At 67.8% G+C, this 15,673-nt stretch carries 16 protein-coding genes; 11 read left to right on the forward strand and 5 right to left on the reverse strand.

Annotated elements, in window-relative coordinates:
* Nucleotides 1–192 precede the first annotated feature (192 nt).
* Nucleotides 193–663, forward strand: coding sequence for a transcriptional regulator NrdR (gene nrdR / locus AB4Z47_RS01540; protein WP_327119445.1), 471 nt, complete (start codon nucleotides 193–195; stop codon nucleotides 661–663).
* Here the strand turns inward: nrdR and hrpA are convergent, their stop codons facing one another.
* The gene (gene hrpA / locus AB4Z47_RS01545; protein ID WP_441947355.1) at nucleotides 664–4,851 is read right to left on the reverse strand and encodes an ATP-dependent RNA helicase HrpA; all 4,188 of its coding nucleotides are present in this window, start codon (nucleotides 4,849–4,851) and stop codon (nucleotides 664–666) included.
* 340 nt (nucleotides 4,852–5,191) lie between these two features.
* Here hrpA and AB4Z47_RS01550 point away from each other — a divergent pair, with 340 nt between their 5' ends.
* The 4 genes from AB4Z47_RS01550 to AB4Z47_RS01565 all read left to right on the forward strand — a co-directional run bounded on the left by AB4Z47_RS01550 (nucleotide 5,192) and on the right by AB4Z47_RS01565 (nucleotide 9,011).
* Nucleotides 5,192–6,415, forward strand: a complete 1,224-nt coding sequence (locus tag AB4Z47_RS01550) for an aminotransferase family protein (protein ID WP_441947356.1) — start codon at nucleotides 5,192–5,194, stop codon at nucleotides 6,413–6,415.
* Between the two features lie 421 nt (nucleotides 6,416–6,836).
* Nucleotides 6,837–7,529, forward strand: a complete 693-nt coding sequence (locus tag AB4Z47_RS01555; protein ID WP_441947357.1) for a DUF5134 domain-containing protein — start codon at nucleotides 6,837–6,839, stop codon at nucleotides 7,527–7,529.
* 119 nt (nucleotides 7,530–7,648) lie between these two features.
* Entirely contained in the window at nucleotides 7,649–8,284 is a 636-nt protein-coding gene (sigK, locus tag AB4Z47_RS01560; protein ID WP_441947358.1) for an ECF RNA polymerase sigma factor SigK, read from the forward strand.
* A complete protein-coding gene (locus AB4Z47_RS01565; RefSeq protein ID WP_441947359.1) occupies nucleotides 8,277–9,011 on the forward strand; it encodes an anti-sigma factor in 735 nt (244 codons plus the stop codon). Before sigK ends, AB4Z47_RS01565 begins: the two co-directional genes overlap by 8 nt.
* Nucleotides 9,012–9,021: 10 nt before the next feature.
* Here the strand turns inward: AB4Z47_RS01565 and AB4Z47_RS01570 are convergent, their stop codons facing one another.
* The 3 genes from AB4Z47_RS01570 to AB4Z47_RS01580 form a co-directional block, all read right to left on the reverse strand.
* On the reverse strand, nucleotides 9,022–9,696 hold the full coding sequence (locus tag AB4Z47_RS01570; RefSeq protein ID WP_441947360.1) for a PhzF family phenazine biosynthesis protein: 675 nt from the start codon (nucleotides 9,694–9,696) through the stop codon (nucleotides 9,022–9,024).
* A gap of 103 nt (nucleotides 9,697–9,799) precedes the next feature.
* On the reverse strand, nucleotides 9,800–10,339 hold the full coding sequence (locus AB4Z47_RS01575) for a carboxymuconolactone decarboxylase family protein (protein ID WP_441947361.1): 540 nt from the start codon (nucleotides 10,337–10,339) through the stop codon (nucleotides 9,800–9,802).
* A gap of 106 nt (nucleotides 10,340–10,445) precedes the next feature.
* Complete coding sequence (locus AB4Z47_RS01580) at nucleotides 10,446–11,033, reverse strand: peroxiredoxin (RefSeq protein WP_327119429.1); 588 nt, start codon at nucleotides 11,031–11,033, stop codon at nucleotides 10,446–10,448.
* Nucleotides 11,034–11,204: 171 nt separating this feature from the next.
* Between AB4Z47_RS01580 and AB4Z47_RS01585 the strand changes: the two genes are divergently transcribed.
* The 6 genes from AB4Z47_RS01585 (at nucleotide 11,205) to AB4Z47_RS01610 (ending at nucleotide 14,328) form a co-directional block, all read left to right on the forward strand.
* Nucleotides 11,205–12,113, forward strand: a complete 909-nt coding sequence (locus AB4Z47_RS01585) for a hydrogen peroxide-inducible genes activator (RefSeq protein ID WP_441947362.1) — start codon at nucleotides 11,205–11,207, stop codon at nucleotides 12,111–12,113.
* Between the two features lie 83 nt (nucleotides 12,114–12,196).
* Entirely contained in the window at nucleotides 12,197–12,700 is a 504-nt protein-coding gene (locus tag AB4Z47_RS01590) for a gamma-glutamylcyclotransferase family protein (protein WP_441947363.1), read from the forward strand.
* Between the two features lie 65 nt (nucleotides 12,701–12,765).
* A complete protein-coding gene (locus AB4Z47_RS01595; protein ID WP_441947364.1) occupies nucleotides 12,766–13,356 on the forward strand; it encodes a TetR family transcriptional regulator C-terminal domain-containing protein in 591 nt (196 codons plus the stop codon).
* A 77-nt stretch (nucleotides 13,357–13,433) separates the two neighbouring features.
* Complete coding sequence (locus AB4Z47_RS01600; RefSeq protein WP_441947365.1) at nucleotides 13,434–13,853, forward strand: SDR family NAD(P)-dependent oxidoreductase; 420 nt, start codon at nucleotides 13,434–13,436, stop codon at nucleotides 13,851–13,853.
* On the forward strand, nucleotides 13,793–14,167 hold the full coding sequence (locus AB4Z47_RS01605) for an SDR family NAD(P)-dependent oxidoreductase (RefSeq protein ID WP_441947366.1): 375 nt from the start codon (nucleotides 13,793–13,795) through the stop codon (nucleotides 14,165–14,167). Before AB4Z47_RS01600 ends, AB4Z47_RS01605 begins: the two co-directional genes overlap by 61 nt.
* Nucleotides 14,167–14,328 (forward strand): tautomerase family protein, encoded by a 162-nt coding sequence (locus tag AB4Z47_RS01610; RefSeq protein ID WP_441947367.1) that lies wholly within the window; start codon nucleotides 14,167–14,169, stop codon nucleotides 14,326–14,328. The genes AB4Z47_RS01605 and AB4Z47_RS01610 overlap by 1 nt, the downstream gene beginning before the upstream one ends.
* 136 nt (nucleotides 14,329–14,464) lie before the next feature.
* On the opposite strand, the gene speD is transcribed toward AB4Z47_RS01610, so the two are convergent.
* A complete protein-coding gene (gene speD, locus AB4Z47_RS01615) occupies nucleotides 14,465–15,667 on the reverse strand; it encodes an adenosylmethionine decarboxylase (protein ID WP_441947368.1) in 1,203 nt (400 codons plus the stop codon).
* Nucleotides 15,668–15,673: the final 6 nt, after the last annotated feature.

Below are 15,673 nucleotides of genomic sequence, written 5' to 3' on the forward strand. Positions count from 1 at the left end.
TAGCCGTGGGTGTGTGCGACGACTCGGCTAGTCGGACGGGTATCCTCGAACTGTTATGCAGGTTTTTCCAGATTCGAGTGGGGAATACCTGGTGCCGGGGTATAGACCTCTGTACATGTGCTCGCCGGACCGATCGTTACGATCGGCGGCCGGTCCGGACGCGAGCACACGCATCGACGAAGGATTTCTCGGATGCATTGCCCGTACTGCCGACACCCCGACTCCCGGGTGGTGGACTCGCGCGAGGCCGACGAGGGCGCGGCCATTCGCCGCCGTCGCGCCTGCCCGCAGTGTGGGCGGCGGTTCACCACGGTAGAGACCGCCATCCTGTCCGTAGTCAAGCGCAGCGGAGTCACCGAGCCGTTCAGCCGCGAGAAGGTCATTCGCGGCGTGCGGCGCGCCTGCCAAGGCCGCGAAGTCGACGACGACGCGCTGAACCTGCTCGCGCAGCAGGTCGAGGACGCGGTGCGCGCCAAGGGTTCCCCGGAGGTGCCCAGCCACGAGGTCGGCCTGGCCATCCTGGGGCCGCTGCGCGACCTCGATGAGGTCGCCTATCTTCGGTTCGCCTCGGTCTACCGATCATTCACCTCCGCCGACGATTTCGAACGCGAGATCCGGGAGATGCGGCAGGCGCGCGCCGAGGCGTTGTCGACCGCCGACTGACTAGCGTCGGGCCGCGGCGATCGCCTTCTCGATCCGCTTGGCGGACACCGGGAACGGCGTGCCGAGCTTCTGGGCGAACAGGCTGACCCGGAATTCCTCGATCATCCACCAGATCTCGGCCGCCGCGGGCGCATGCCTGCGATGCTCCGGCAGGGCCCCGACCAGGCGGTCGTAGGTGGCCAGTACCCGATCGAGTTCGACCATGCCCTGACGATCGCGAACCGCCGAGCCCGGCAACGCTTCCAGACGCATCACCGCCGCCCGCAGATAGCGGGGCAGCTCGCGCAGCCGGGAGGCACCCCACTCGGAGACGAAGCCGCGGAACACCAGGTTGTCGAGCTGGTCGCGAACGTCGTCGGCGATGTCGCGTTCGCTCCTTTCCGCGAGCGCGACCGAAACCTGGTGGGCCCCCGCGAGAACCGGCACGACCAGGCGTACGAGACGGGTGACGGCGGCGGCGAGTTCGGGACGGATTCGGGCGACGAGCGCGTCGAAGTTCTCCGGTGTGTGCATCGGACCGCCCGCGGCGGCGATGAGTTCATCGACAGCCGCCGCGCGGCAGTCTTCGATCAGCGCCTCCAGCGAGCCATACGGATTCTGGCTCAACGCAAGGCGATCCGTGGGCGACAGCCCTGCGGTGACGGACCGGACCGAGGTAGGCAGCGCGTGCAGCACCAGCGCCCGGGTGCCCAGCCGCATCGCGGCGGCCTGCTCGGCTGGGGAGCTGAGCACGCGGACCGCCACACCGTCGCCCTCGGCGACCAGCGCGGGATATCCGGTCACGGTCTGTCCGGCCACTTGGCGGCGCACCGTCGGCGCGACGATCCCGAGTGACTCGGAGGTCCACACCGTGGCGGGCGGGCGTTCCACGCCCGCGGCGGCGCGGGCGACCGAGGCGGAAACCTGTTCGGCCAGCTGCGTTTTCAGATCTGTGAGGCTTTTCCCACGGGCGAGCGCAGTGCCGTCGCCACCGATGGCGGCGAAGGTCATGCGTAGGTGGTCGGGCAGCGCGGACGGATCGAAGTCGGAGGGTGCGATCGGAACCGAACCAAGCCGGGACAACTCGCGCGCCAGCCCGGTGCGCAGCGGCTCCGCGCGCGGGGTCAGTGCGGCCAGCGCCGCCGCGGCGAAATCCGCTGCGGGAACCACACTGCGGCGCAACGCCTTCGGCAGTGACTTGATCAGCGCGGCGGCCAGTTCGTCGCGCATGCCGGGCACCAGCCAGTCGAAGCCGACGGCGCGGACGTGGGCGAGCTGTTCGACCGGGATACGCACGGTGACGCCGTCTTCCTCGGTGCCCGGCTCGAATTGGTATGTGAGCGGAAAGCTGAGCTCGCCTTGACGCCAGGAATCGGGAAAGCCGGACGGGTCGAGCGCGGCGGCGCCCTCGTTGACCACGGTGGCAGTCGAGAAGTCCAGTAGCGCAGGGGCTTTGCGTTGCGCAGTGCGCCACCAGTTGTCGAAGTGACGCACCGAGACGACGTCGGCGGGCAGGCGTTTGTCGTAGAACTCGAACAGCACCTCGTCATCGACCAGGATGTCGCGGCGGCGCGCGCGGTGCTCAAGATCGGCGACGTCGTCGAGCAATTCGCGATTGCGGTGAAAGAACACGTGCCTGGTCTGCCATTCGCCCTGTACCAGCGCATGTCTGATGAACAGCTCGCGCGAAAGCTCTGGATCGATCCGGCCGTAGTCGACGGGTCTTCCGGTCACCAGTGGGATGCCGTAGAGGGTGACGCGCTCATAGGCGCGTGCGGCGCCCCGCTTGGCCGACCAGTGCGGCTCGGAGTAGGTGCGTTTGACCAGATCGCCTGCGAGCCGCTCGGCCCAGTCCGGCTCGATCTTCGCGGCCATCCGGCCCCAGAGCCGCGAGGTCTCGACCAGCTCGGCGGCCATCACCCAGCGCGGCGGCTTCTTCGCCAGCGACGAGCCGGGGAAGATCACGAACTTGGCGTTGCGTGCGCCGAGGAACTCGCGCGATTCCGCTTCACGCACCCCGATGTGCGACAGCATGCCCGCCAGCAACGCCTGATGGATCGCGGTGGAATCCCAAGGGGCGCTGTCATTCTCGACAATCACACGGTCCGCTGCCGCTGACGCGCCGGATCGTCTGCGCCGGGAGCCCGATCGTGGCCGTCCTCCGGATTGTGTGGCCGAGCGTTCGGAGCCACGTGATCCATTGTCGGCCTTGCCATCCGGCGACCCTGATCCGGCGACACTGTCCGCGTGCGCCGACCAGCCCAGGCCCCTGGTGATCGTACGCAGCTGCCCGTGCAGATCCTGCCACTCTCTGATCCGCAGGTAGTGCAGGAACTCCTCACGGCACATACGCCGGAACTGATTGGAGGACAGCGACTTGCGCTGCCCACCGAGGTACTCCCACAGTCGCAGATAGGCCAGGAAGTCCGAGCCATCGACGGCGAACCGCGCGTGTTTGCTGTCGGCGGCCTGCTGATGCTCGGCGGGCCGCTCCCGCACATCCTGGATCGACAGTGCCGCGACGATGACCAGCACTTCGGCCAGACAGCCGTTGCGCTGCGCCTCTACCAGCATCCGCGCCATCCTGGGATCGACAGGAAGCTGGGCCATCTCGCGACCGATCGGCGTGAGCGACAGGGCGTCGTCGTCGCGGGTACTCGCCCTCGGACGACTTGTCATGTCGACGGCGCCACGCCGTCGCGTGTCCTCTTGTGCCGGCGTGGTATCCGACCGAGGCCCTGGCTTGCCGATGCGCCGCGCGAGTGCCCCGAGCTCCTCGAGCAGGGCGACGCCGTCGCGTATGGCGCGGCGGTCCGGCGCCTCGACGAACGGGAAGTCGTCGACGTCGCCGAGCCCGAGAGCGGTCATCTGCAGGATGACCGCGGCCAGGTTGGTGCGCAGGATCTCGGGTTCGGTGAAGGAGGGCCGGGATTCGAAGTCGTCTTCGGAGTACAGCCGGATACAGATGCCGTCGGCGACCCGTCCGCAGCGCCCGGATCGCTGCCGGGCCGACGCCTGCGACACCGGTTCGATCGGCAGCCGCTGCACCTTGGTCCGCATCGAGTACCGCGAGATCCGTGCGGTCCCCGGGTCGACGACATACCGGATTCCCGGAACCGTCAGCGAGGTCTCCGCGACGTTGGTTGCCAGCACCACCCGCCGACCGCTGTGCGGAGCGAACACTCGGTGCTGCTCGGCCGCGGACAGCCGCGCGTACAGCGGCAGGATCTCGGTGCGCGGCAGCTTCAGATCGCGCAGTGCGTCGGCGGTGTCCCGGATCTCGCGTTCGCCGGACAGGAACACCAGCACGTCACCGTCGCCCGCGGCGAACAGCTCTGTGACCGCGTCGCCGATCGCGTCCACCGGGTCCCGGTCGACGATGCGGGTGTTCTCGTCCTCTTCGTCGTCGGCGACCGGGAGTTCCAGCGCGAGCGGCCGATACCGGATCTCCACCGGGTAGGAGCGGCCGGAGACCTCGACAATCGGTGCGGGAGTTCCGTTGTCGTCGGCGAAGTGCCTGGCGAACAGTTCCGGGTCGATGGTCGCCGAGGTGATGATCACCTTGAGATCGGGACGCCGTGGCAGCAGTTGCTGGAGGTAGCCGAGCAGGAAGTCGATATTGAGGCTGCGTTCGTGCGCCTCGTCGATGATGATCGTGTCGTAGCGGCGCAGCAGCCGGTCGCGTTGGATCTCGGCTAGCAGGATGCCGTCGGTCATCAACTTGACCAGCGTCTGCTCGGAGGCATGGTCGGTGAAGCGCACCGTATAGCCGACGACGTCGCCCAGCTCGGTGTCGAGTTCCTCCGCGATGCGCTCGGCGACGGTGCGTGCGGCCAGCCTGCGCGGTTGGGTGTGCCCGATGGTGCCGCGGACGCCGCGGCCGAGCTCGAGACAGATCTTGGGAATCTGGGTGGTCTTGCCCGAACCGGTCTCGCCCGCGACGATCACGACCTGGTGCGCGGCGATGGCCGCGGCGATGTCCTCGCGGCGGGCGGTGACCGGCAGCTGCGGCGGGTAGCGGATCTCCGGCACCGCGGCGCGGCGGGCCTCGACACGGAGTTCGGCCGCCGCGATCTCGGCTTCGACCTCGCCGAGGTCGCCATCGCGCGCCCGGTCCAGCCGGCGCCGCAGCCGATGCTCGTCGCGGAGGGAGAGATTCGCCAGGCGGGTGCGGAGGTCGCGGGGATCGGTGGCAGCTGTCCTGGTCATTGCATCGACAAGCCTAGCGAAACCCGCCACCGGATATTTCCGCGAGGAGGCTGGGCAGTGGTTGCCGCGGTCGCCGCCGTCGTCGACGGCCCGCTCCGGTGACGCACCGACAACAGCGGTGCGGGCGGCGGTGCTCGGCGGTTGCTGCGCTACCGTCCCTGTCGCGTGTGTAGGGAGTAGTCGACAGATGGGATGTCTCTCACCCTCTACTCCCGGCGGTGTGACGGTGACCATAGGGCATCGTGGGTGGCGGCGTTTACGCTGGTCGTGATGCCGTAGCGGTCTTCCGCGGCTCGGACGCTCGCGAGTCGGCGCCCGATTTCGGGTAAACGTGGATGACATGAGCTCGCTATGGCATGGATTTGCCGACATGGGTGCCGTCGAACGGGACGGCGCGTTCGTGGTCACCCGTGGCGAGGGTGCCTACATCTTCGACCAGGCGGGCAACCGCTACCTGGACGCGACCGCAGGGTTATGGTTCACCAACATCGGGCACGGCCGCGGTGAGATCGCCGACGCGGTGGCCGCGCAGCTGCGCACGATCGCGCACTACTCGAATTTCGGCGACTTCACCGAACCGGCCACCCAGGAGCTGGCCGAGCGGCTCTCGACGCTGGCTCCGGTGCCGGGTAGCAAGATCTTCTTCACCTCCGGCGGCTCCGATTCCGTCGACACCGCGGCCAAGCTCGCCCGGCGCTATTGGCACGAACTCGGGCGTCCACGCAAGACCGTCGTCGTCGGGCGGCGGATGGCCTATCACGGCATGCACGTCGCGGGCACCGCGCTGGCGGGTATCCCCGGGAACCGGGAAGGCTACGGCCAGCTGATGCCCGATGCGCGCACCGTCGAGTGGGACGACGCGAAGGCGCTGCTGGCCCTGATCGAGGAGATCGGCGCCGAGCGTATCGCCGCGTTCTTCTGCGAACCCATCATCGGCGCGGGCGGCGTCTATCTGCCGCCGGAGGGTTACCTCGCCGAGGTTCGCCGCGTCTGCCGCGACCACGAGATCCTCTTTGTCGCCGACGAGGTCGTGACCGGCTTCGGCCGGATCGGCGGGGCCTGGTTCGCTTCGTCCCGATTCGGCCTCGAACCCGACCTTATGACCACTGCGAAGGGCCTGACCTCTGGATACCTTCCGATGGGCGCGGTCTTCGTCGCCCCGCACATCGCGGAGCCGTTCTTCGCGGGCGGCGTCTGGTGGCGGCACGGCTACACCTACGGCGGTCACGCGGGTGCCGCCGCGGCCGCGCTGGCGAACCTCGACATCATCGAGCGCGAGGGCCTGCTCGACGCCGCCCTTCGCCTGGAATCCAGCCTGCACGATCAGCTTTCGGCGCTGGCCGACCATCCCAGGGTTGCTGAGGTGCGCAGTGGGCTAGGCGCCGTGGCGGCGATCCAGCTGGCCGACCCGGCCGGAGCTCTTCCGCTGGTCAAAACCCTGCGCGCCCATGGGATCTCCAGCCGCGCCGCAGGCCAGGGTGCCATGCAGATCTCCCCGGCGTTCGTCATGACGGACGACCAGCTCGTCGAACTCGTCGACGGATTCACCTGTGCGCTCGGCTGAGACCGGTCGGCCGCGTGGGCATCTCGCAACGTCCGCGTCGTGAATAGGCTGTGCGGGGTCCGTGCGGTAGTCGCCGAACGGTGCGCAGTAGTCGAAGCCGTATGCCGCGTAAGGCCGCCGGGCGGGTAGGAAGAAGTCGGTGACGCCAGGCTCACGCAGCCGTAGCCGCGCGTGGTGGCCTCGGCGATGTAAGTGCGCCGCGACGCTTGTGAACGCGTCATGGGCCCGCGCCTGCGCGGCGGCACGAGGCTCTCCCCGCTAGCCAGCGCCTCTTCCGCTGCGCTATGTGCGCGGCGGCCGAATTGTGTTGCCGCGCTGCCTCCTATGCCTCGCCAGTGCCGAAAAGGACACCCTTGTCATCGGGGGGATGCGAGCATGGGAGGGCGGCGACCATGGTCGCCGTGACGGGAGGTGGTGGGGTGTGGCGCAGTTCATGCAGGAGTACGCCGTGTTGCGGTGGCTGGCGGTCGCTGCGTTCCTGATCGCGGCGGCGATTGTGTTGGCGCGGTTGGTGGTGCCTGCGGCACCGCCGGGCCGGGCCGCCGGTCCCACCGCCGCCGAACCGCCTCGGCCGCAGGATGCTTCGATGATCATCGACCACCCCGAGTCCGACGCCGCGCATCTGTTGATGTGTCTGGTCATGCTCGGCATGCTGCTGTTCCCCTCGGGCGTGAGCCCGCACGCCCTGCGCGGTGTGCTGACGGCGATGACCGTCGTCTTCGCCGGACTGCTGGTGACGCGATTCCTGGCAGGTTCCACGCGGGCTCGGCCGCTTCCGATCGACCGGCTGGTCCCGCTCGGATACCACATCGCGGCCGCGGCGGCGATGCTCTACGCGATGTCCGGACACATGGCCTCCGGACACACCGGTGGCCCCGCGGCCGGGCCCGCGCTGGGTCTCGCCGGGCTGTTTCTGCTCGATGCCCTTCTCGTCGTACTGGCTGCCCGCCTCGGGGGTACGCACGCGCATCCGCGCGGACCGCTGGGTGTCCTGGTGCGCTCCGGTGGGTGCATCGCTGCCCTCACCGGCCCCGCTGTGCCGTGGGCGGCGCTGCCGCATGTGGTGATGGACGCGGGTACCGCCTACATGCTGGTGGCCGCGATCTCGGGTTGACCTGTTCACAGACCAATCCGCTTCGTGCTCCATACCGAACCCTGTTTATGCAGGCAGGGGATTCGGCCATGAGCAATGAGCACGGTTCTGCTTCAGCGCATCGGTCCGGCGATCCAGCGATGGATAGGGAGGACGACGATGACAAGGCATCCGTGTGCCCGCTTCCCGCCGGATACGACGGGAAGCGGGCCACCCTCGCGACCCGTCGGCTGGTCGGCTTGCTCGCGGCGGCAGGCGCGGGGGATCGTCGGGCGTTCACCGAGTTCTACCAGCTCACCAGCCCACGAGTGTTCGGGATAACGGTGCGCATCCTCCGGAGCCACGCCGCCGCCGAGGAGGTCACCCAGGAGGTCTACCTCCAGGTGTGGTCGATGGCCGATCGCTACGATGCCACGCTGGCCAGCCCGCTCGGCTGGATCCTGATGCTCGCGCACCGCCGCGCGGTGGACCGAGTTCGCGCGGAGAGTTCGGCATCGTCCCGGGACCTGGTCTACGCGCAGGCGCAGCTGGGTCGCGACCACGACGTCGTCGCCGAATCGGTGACGCAGCGCATCGAGGAGCAGCAGGTGGCAGGATGTCTGGCCACATTGACCCCCACGCAGCGCGAAGCGATCGCTCTCGCGTACTACAGCGGGCACACCTACCGTGAGGTGGCCGATCGTCTATCGGTACCGCTGCCCACCATCAAGACCCGTATCCGCGATGGGTTGAAAAGATTGGAGAAGTGCTTGTCCGGGGAAGGCGACGATGGTTGACACTCCACCGCGATCGGATGCGGAACTACTCGACCTCGCCTACCCGTGCGCGCTGGACGCGGTCGCCGATATCGAACGAAGGCATATCGATGCTCGACTGGCGGCCGCGGACCCGGCCGTGCGGCAAGAGTTCTCCGATACCGTATGGCAGCTGCGCGAGGTCATCGGGCGGCTGTCGGTGCTCGACGCGCTGGCGCCGCCGCCGGAATTGGAGGCGCGAATCCTGTCGGCGCTGCCCGGCACCGACCCAGGCGCCGGCCCGTCGGTGGTGCACGTCTCGCCATGGCGGCGGCTACGGTGGGCGGTCCCGATTGCCGCGGTCGCGTGTCTGGTGCTCGGCGGAAGCGTGGTCGCGGAGCGGCTCATCGGCCCGGCACCGAGCGCGCCCGCTGTGGAACAGGCGGACGGTCAGCGGGATGTGCGGACCGTGCAGGAGCCGGTCGCCGGCGGTGGCTCGCTCATGGTGGAGGCCTCGCTTCGGCTCGGGCGCGCGGTTGTCGCGTTCGACGGGGTCGCGCCCCCGCCCACGGACCGGGTGTATCAGGTGTGGCTCGTGTCCTCCGGAGGGCAGCCTCGGTCGGCCGGGGTGCTGACCGATTTGCCGTCTGCGACCCGGCCCTTCGTGACGCCGTTCCAGTCGGGCGAGTTGCTGGCGGTGAGTGTCGAACCGTCCGGTGGTTCGCACGCGCCCAGTACCGATCCGATCGTGGGTGTACTGCTGCCCTGAGTACGCGGGTCTAGATCTCCAACGGCTGGTCGGCGACGACGCGTCCGCCCAAGCGCACCCAGCCGTCGGAGTCCCATTCCGTGAACAGCTGGGACCCCTTGCCCTGGGTGATCACGAGGCCCTGCCGCAGCAGCGCCGTCAAAGCGACGGCCGCCGCACCGGTCGCCTCGTCCTCGGCGATACCCATGTTCGGCGCGAACATGCGTGATCGCAGCGCACCGCGATGTTCGTCGGACCATGTCCACAGATAGTGTGGGCCGCCCGGGAAATCGTCCGGTTGCACAGCCGCCAGCTCCTCGATGTCGGCGAGCTGGTGGAAGGTGAACGGCGGCGCCCATTCGCCGCGCGCGGTGATCCAGGTCAGTCCGTCGGCGAGCCGAACCGCCACCGGGCCTGCGGGCACGTCCAACGTGTGCACCGGGGTGCCCTGCGCCGCGAACCACCAGCCGGTACCCACCGAGGGGTGTCCGGCGAACGGGAGTTCCACCGTTGGCGTGTAGATCCGTACCCGGGCGATCTCGTCGACCGGCTCTTCGACCACGACGGTCTCGCTGTAACCGACCTTCGCCGCGAGCGCCTGCGGGTCGGCCGTGGCCAAGTCTGCTGACCGCGTGATCCCCAGCTCGTTGCCGAACCGCCCGGCGGCATCGGTGAACACCCGCACCACGTCAACCTGTGTGCTCATGGTTGCTGAGCCTACCTGGGCGTACCACGTCGAGTTGTCGTCTCCGGCACACCGAACGCGATGAGGGCCTTGTCCGCGGACGGGGCCCTCATCGGGTCGACGATCAGATCGCGGCCGTGGTCAGCGCTTCCGTCGACTGCACGGCCTGGCCGACTCCGGCCACGATGGCGGCGGCGCGCAGCGATTCGAAGATCACCTCGCGGGACACGCCCGCCTCGCGCAGCGTGTGCTCGTGCGCCTCGAGGCAGTGCGCGCAGCCGTTGATCGAGGAAACAGCGAACGACCAGAGTTCGAAGTCGGCCTTGTCCACGCCGGGGGTGCCGATGATCTGCATCCGCAGTCCGGCCCGCAGGTCGTCGTAGCGACCACCGAGGAACGCCTTGCCTCGATAGAACACGTTGTTCATGCCCATGATCGAGGCAGCGCCGAGGGCGGCGTCGTACGCCTCCGCCGACAGCACATCGGCGGCTTCCTCGGCGATCTCCCGCAGCGTGGTCGTCGACCGGGTCGCGGCCGCCGACGCCAGCAGGGTGCCCCACAGCTGCCGCTCGTTCAGCACCGTGGTGCGTGCGATCGATGACAGGTTGAGCTTGAGGTCCTTGGCGTACCCGGGAAGGGAGTTCTTCAGGTTCTCAATGCTCATTCGGCGATTCCTCTGTTCGGATCGGCCCCGTGTGTCGCGGGGGTAGGTAGTGTTCTCCGATGGACTGCGTGATGCCGCGCCCGAAAGCACGGGCGCGGCAAGGGTTTCAGACGCTGGCGGCGAGGAGCTCACCCGCGTTGATGGTCGGGTCGCCCTTCTTCCAGTTGCAGGCGCACAGCTCGTCGGACTGCAGTGCGTCGAGCACGCGCAGTACCTCGTCGACATTGCGGCCCACCGAACCCGCGGTGACCGAGACGAATTGGATCTCGTTGTCGGGGTCGACGATGAAGGTGGCGCGATCGGCGACACCGTCAGCGTTGAGCACGCCGGTGGCCGTGGCCAGTTCGCGCTTCAGATCCGACAGCAGGGGGAAGGGGAGGGTCTTGAGGTCCTCGTGCTGGGCCCTCCACTGGAAGTGCACGAACTCGTTGTCGACCGATGCGCCGAGCACCTGGGTGTCGCGGTCCGCGAACTCCTCGTTGAGCTTGCCGAACGCGGCGATCTCCGTGGGGCACACGAAGGTGAAGTCTTTGGGCCAGAAAAAGACGACCCGCCACTTGCCTGCGTGATCGTCGCTGGTGATCCTGGTGAAGTAGTCGTCTGGCTGCTGAGCGTCGACCTTCGACAGGTCACCGCCGATGACAGCGGTGAGATTGTATGCCGGGAATTGGTCGCCGATGGTCAGCAGGGCCATGCTTGTCTCCTCGTCATGTTGGTTTGCTGGTGCGGTGTTCGCTGGGACCTTCGTGGTTGGGCAAGCTGCCGCCTCCGTGCCGTCGCGCGCGCCGCGTGGGAAAGCTCACGAGCGATCTTGCCGAAGGGTCAGTAAAAGGTAAAGGTGATCAGTCGCACTACACTGATAGGCGTGACTGATCAGACTTATCAGCCCACCCTGTCACAGCTGCGTGCATTCGTGGCGATCGCGGAATACCGGCATTTCGGCACCGCGGCCGCCCGACTCGGTGTGAGTCAGCCCACGCTATCGCAGGCGCTGGCGGCGCTCGAAAACGGGCTCGGGCTCCAGCTGATCGAACGGAGTACCAGACGTGTGCTGGTGACCGCCGCCGGGATGCGGTTGCTGCCCAAGGCTATGGCGACGCTGGAGGCGGCCGACCGGTTCGTGGCTTCGGCGACCGGCGACGGGCTCGGCGGCACGCTGCGGATGGGCATCATCCCGACGGTCGCCCCCTACGTGCTGCCCGGCCTGTTGCCCGAGCTGCGCAAGAAACTTCCCGCGCTGCGTCCGCAGATCATCGAGGATCAGACTGCGCGGCTGCTGGACGGGCTGCGCACCGGCGTGCTGGACGTCGCGCTGCTCGCACTGCCCACCGAGATGCCCGGTCTGGTCGAGATCCCGCTCTACACCGAAGAATTCGTGCTGGTCACCCCGCGCGGCCATGAGCTCGGCGGGCGCAAGGACCTCTCGGCGTCGGTGCTGGACGCCCTGCCTCTGCTGCTGCTGGACGAGGGGCACTGCCTGCGCGACCAGACGCTGGATGTCTGCCGCTCGGCCGACGCCCACCCGGCCGCCGTCGGCGACACCAGGGCCGCTTCCCTGGCGACCGTGGTGCAGTGCGTCGCGGGCGGGCTCGGCGTGACCCTCATCCCGGAGATGGCGGTCACCGCCGAAACTGCTCGCGGCACACTGGAAACCGCTCACTTCACCGCGCCGGCCCCCGGTCGCACCATCGGCCTGGCGTTCCGTGCCTCGAGCGCCCGCGCCGACGACTACGAATATCTGGCCGCCATCATCCGTGTTCAGCGGCCGATCTAACCCAGCGCCCGAAACGGGTGGGTGCCCGCGCGCAGTTTGTGCAGAGCAGGCACAGTGGGAAGCACGAGTGAGGGGAGAGGTGAATGGAATCGCCGATCGGCACTGGACGGCTGAGCGGAATCGTTGGGCCGGATCATGCCTTGTTCGCCTACGGCACGCTGCAGTTTCCCGAGGTGCTGAAGGTATTGCTCGGGCGGGTTCCGTCGCTCGAACCGGCCGACCTGACCGGCTGGCGCGCGGCGGTGCTGCCGCGGCGGGTCTATCCGGGTTTGGTCCGCACTGCCGGCGGGCTGACCCGCGGCGCCGTGCTCACCGATCTCAGCGCGGCCGAGTGGATGATCCTCGACGCGTTCGAGGACGACGAATACGATCTGTGCCGGGTGCGCGTTGGTGGCCGGGCCGAACCGGTGTGGACCTACGTCTGGACGGCCGCCACCGATTCCGCTGATTGGCAGCGGGATCGGTTCGCCGCAGATCATCTGGCCCTTTTCGCTACTCGATCCGCGCGGGGGCGCCGCGCTCCCGGTCTGTCCTCCGATCCGGGAGCGCCGGTGTGGTTCGACTCGGCCGGGGGGCCGGTGGTGTGAGGTCCTGCCGTGCGGGAATCGAGGTCGGCTTGCCATTTCAAGACGACCGGTCGTATATTTCGCGCATGGCACGACCACGGCGCAGTGCGGACACGCGGCAGCTTCTGGTAGAGGAGGGCGCCGCGGGGTTCCTCGCGAACGGCTACCACGGCACCGGGATCAAGCAGATCCTCGACAAGGTCGGCGTGCCGAAGGGGTCGTTCTACAACTACTTCGACAGCAAGGAGAGCTTCGGTCACGCGATCATCGAGCACCATTCGCTCTGTGTGCAGCAGAATCTGACCGGGGCGTTCGATGGTGCGCCGGATCCGGTGAGCGGACTGCGGACGTTCTTCGAGCGGCTGATGGACGATTTCGCCGCGGCCGAATTCACGGGCGGCTGTCTGATCGCGAATCTGGGTGGCGAGCTGGAAGGCAGTGAGCTACTGCGGGAATCGCTGTCCGGTGCATGGGGTGCCTGGCGGGACCGCGTCGCCGATCAGCTCGCGCAGGGTCAGCGGCTCGGTATGATCCGCTCCGATATCGCGGCCATCGAATTGGCCGATATGTTGCTGGAATCGTGGGAGGGGGCGGTGATCAGGATGAAGATCGACCGGACCCTGGCACCGCTGCGCAAGTGTCTGGATCGCCTGCTCGGCGACTACTTCCGGCCCTGATTCGGGGCCCTCGCTTCCGGCGTCTTCGCATACTCATTACAAGACGACCGGTCGTATCGAATGAGAGAAGGAGAAAAATGGCGAAGACGATCATCGTGACCGGGTCCTCCAGCGGGATCGGGCGCGACATCGCGCGGGCGTTCGTGGAACGCGGTGACAACGTCGTGCTCAACGGGCGCGACGAGAGCAAGCTCGCGGACGTCGCGACAGGACTGGGTGTCCCCGACCGAGTGGTGACAGTCGCGGGCGATATCGGGGCACCCACCACGGGAACTGCGCTGGTGCGTGCCGCCGTCGAGCGATTCGGCGGGGTGGACGTGCTGGTCAACAACGCCGGCATTTTCGGAGCCAAGCCGTTCGTGGACGTCACCGAGCAGGACCTGGACAGCTATCTGAACGGAAACCTCAAAGGCACCACTTCACCACACAAGCCGTCGTGCGGCGGCTGCGCGAGCAGGCAAGAGGCGGAGCCATCGTCAACATCGGCACGGTGCTGATCAACCACGCCCTTGCCGGGCTGCCCGCCTCGGCGGCGCTGGTCAGCAAGGGTGGCGTGCACGCGCTGACCACCAGCCTCGCCGCGGAACTCGCCGCCGACGGCATCCGGGTCAACGCAGTCGCCCCCGGCATCATCCGCACCCCGCTGTTCGGCGACGGCGACGAGGACGCCTCCGGCAAGTTGGCGCTGTTGAACCGGATCGGCGAAGTCTCCGAGACCACAGCCGCGGTGCTGTACCTCGCGGACGCCGCGTTCACCACCGGTCACATCTTCCCCGTAGACGGTGGGTTCCTCTCCGGAAGGGCGGCCTGATGCCGTACGTGAACATCAAGGTCACCGACGAGGGCGTGACCCGCGAACAGAAGGCTCGGCTGATCAGGGGCGTCACCTACGTCGTCATCGACGAGGTCGCGCTCACCGACTGGGGTGTCGGCGGAGTGAACGTCGAGGAGTGGCGCAAGCAACACTCCTGATCCGCGGAATCCCTGCGCGGCCATGCTGTTCGGGCGTCTGCCCGCTCGTCGCCGCGGCGGCGCCCGAACTCGGTTATTGCGGAAAACGCCGAATGCACCGGTTCCGCGGTCGGAGCCGGTGCATTCAGACGTCTGCTTACACGCGCAGTGCGTGCGGTTCGATCGCGCCGCGCACCAAGGCCTGCGCGTCGATGGTCTCCGCCTTGTACGGCAGCAGGGCGAGGCGATCGGTCATCCCCTCGACCGGGTCATCGACCTTGTCGGCCAAGCCGAACAGGAACGACCATTCGTGCTCGTCGCTGCCGTAGTGCACGACGGTGCCGAACTGTTCGTGGAAACGCTGCCAGGACCGCTTCAGGGTTTCGTTGCGCCACATGGTCGCGCACCCGGCCTGGGCGCACAGCACACCGCCGGGCGCGAGCAGAGCACGACATCGGGACAGGAACTCCGCCTCGTACAGGCGGTTGTGCTGCGCGTCTTCGACGCGCTCGTCGGGCAGGTCGATCACGATGACGTCGTAGCGGGTGCCCGACTCGGCGGCGCCCGCGAGGAAATCCCAGCCGTCGGCGTAGTGCACCGTGATCGGTCCCTCGCCCTCGACCGCGGCGGCCAAGTCTGCGCTGGTGTAGCCGTAGGGCAGATACTCGGCACACAGCTCGACCTCGAGCTGATCGATGTCGACGTGGTCGACGTGCTCGGCGCCCGCCGCAACCGACATCTGGCTGGCCACACCTTCGCCGGAACCGATGATGAGCACGTTGTCCAACTTCTCGGCCAGCACGAAGGCGGGAACCATCATCGCCTCGTGGTAGGTCAGCTGGGAGAACTCGGTGGACTGGCGGTCATCGTCGGAGAACAAACTGATGCCCTGCTCGGTCCGCGCGATGACCATGTGCTGGAACGGGGTGTGGGTGTCGACGATCACCTCGTGTAGATCCCAGATCCGGGTCAGGCCCGCGCCCACCGGTTCCTCGATCCGCTGTCCGCCGTGACCCCTGCGGATGACCTGCATGCGAACATCCTTGGGGGACAACATGTCCCGGAGCGTTTCGACCGCCTTCGAGGCACCGGCGCCGATGCTGCCGCAGGTGAAGACGTCGACGAAGATGTCGCCGGACTCCGGATAGGTGTGAATCGAGGCGTGGGACTCCGACAACAGCGCGAGGACGGTCACCCCCTGCGGATCGAACTTCTTGTGTACGACATCGCAGATGGTGACGCCCGCCGCGAGCAGAGACTTACGCAACGCCGATTCGAGTCGTTCGAGATCGTCGCAGAGATCCGCGTCGACACCACCGAACTCGGCTAGCACATGCCAACCGGTGAATTCCGCCGTCATGGGCAA

The sequence above is a fragment of the Nocardia sp. 2TAF39 genome (assembly GCF_052114905.1).
GTDB lineage: Bacteria > Actinomycetota > Actinomycetes > Mycobacteriales > Mycobacteriaceae > Nocardia.

What these genes read in the sequence shown, in the direction of transcription:
- nrdR (WP_327119445.1), top strand. Translation starts at nt 193, where the DNA reads ATGCATTGCCCGTACTGCCGACACCCCGACTCCCGGGTGGTGGACTCG.
- hrpA (WP_441947355.1), bottom strand. Translation starts at nt 4,851, where the DNA reads ATGACCAGGACAGCTGCCACCGATCCCCGCGACCTCCGCACCCGCCTG.
- AB4Z47_RS01550 (WP_441947356.1), top strand. Translation starts at nt 5,192, where the DNA reads ATGAGCTCGCTATGGCATGGATTTGCCGACATGGGTGCCGTCGAACGG.
- sigK (WP_441947358.1), top strand. Translation starts at nt 7,649, where the DNA reads ATGGATAGGGAGGACGACGATGACAAGGCATCCGTGTGCCCGCTTCCC.
- AB4Z47_RS01565 (WP_441947359.1), top strand. Translation starts at nt 8,277, where the DNA reads ATGGTTGACACTCCACCGCGATCGGATGCGGAACTACTCGACCTCGCC.
- AB4Z47_RS01570 (WP_441947360.1), bottom strand. Translation starts at nt 9,696, where the DNA reads ATGAGCACACAGGTTGACGTGGTGCGGGTGTTCACCGATGCCGCCGGG.
- AB4Z47_RS01575 (WP_441947361.1), bottom strand. Translation starts at nt 10,339, where the DNA reads ATGAGCATTGAGAACCTGAAGAACTCCCTTCCCGGGTACGCCAAGGAC.
- AB4Z47_RS01580 (WP_327119429.1), bottom strand. Translation starts at nt 11,033, where the DNA reads ATGGCCCTGCTGACCATCGGCGACCAATTCCCGGCATACAATCTCACC.
- AB4Z47_RS01590 (WP_441947363.1), top strand. Translation starts at nt 12,197, where the DNA reads ATGGAATCGCCGATCGGCACTGGACGGCTGAGCGGAATCGTTGGGCCG.
- AB4Z47_RS01595 (WP_441947364.1), top strand. Translation starts at nt 12,766, where the DNA reads ATGGCACGACCACGGCGCAGTGCGGACACGCGGCAGCTTCTGGTAGAG.
- AB4Z47_RS01600 (WP_441947365.1), top strand. Translation starts at nt 13,434, where the DNA reads ATGGCGAAGACGATCATCGTGACCGGGTCCTCCAGCGGGATCGGGCGC.
- AB4Z47_RS01610 (WP_441947367.1), top strand. Translation starts at nt 14,167, where the DNA reads ATGCCGTACGTGAACATCAAGGTCACCGACGAGGGCGTGACCCGCGAA.
- speD (WP_441947368.1), bottom strand. Translation starts at nt 15,667, where the DNA reads ATGACGGCGGAATTCACCGGTTGGCATGTGCTAGCCGAGTTCGGTGGT.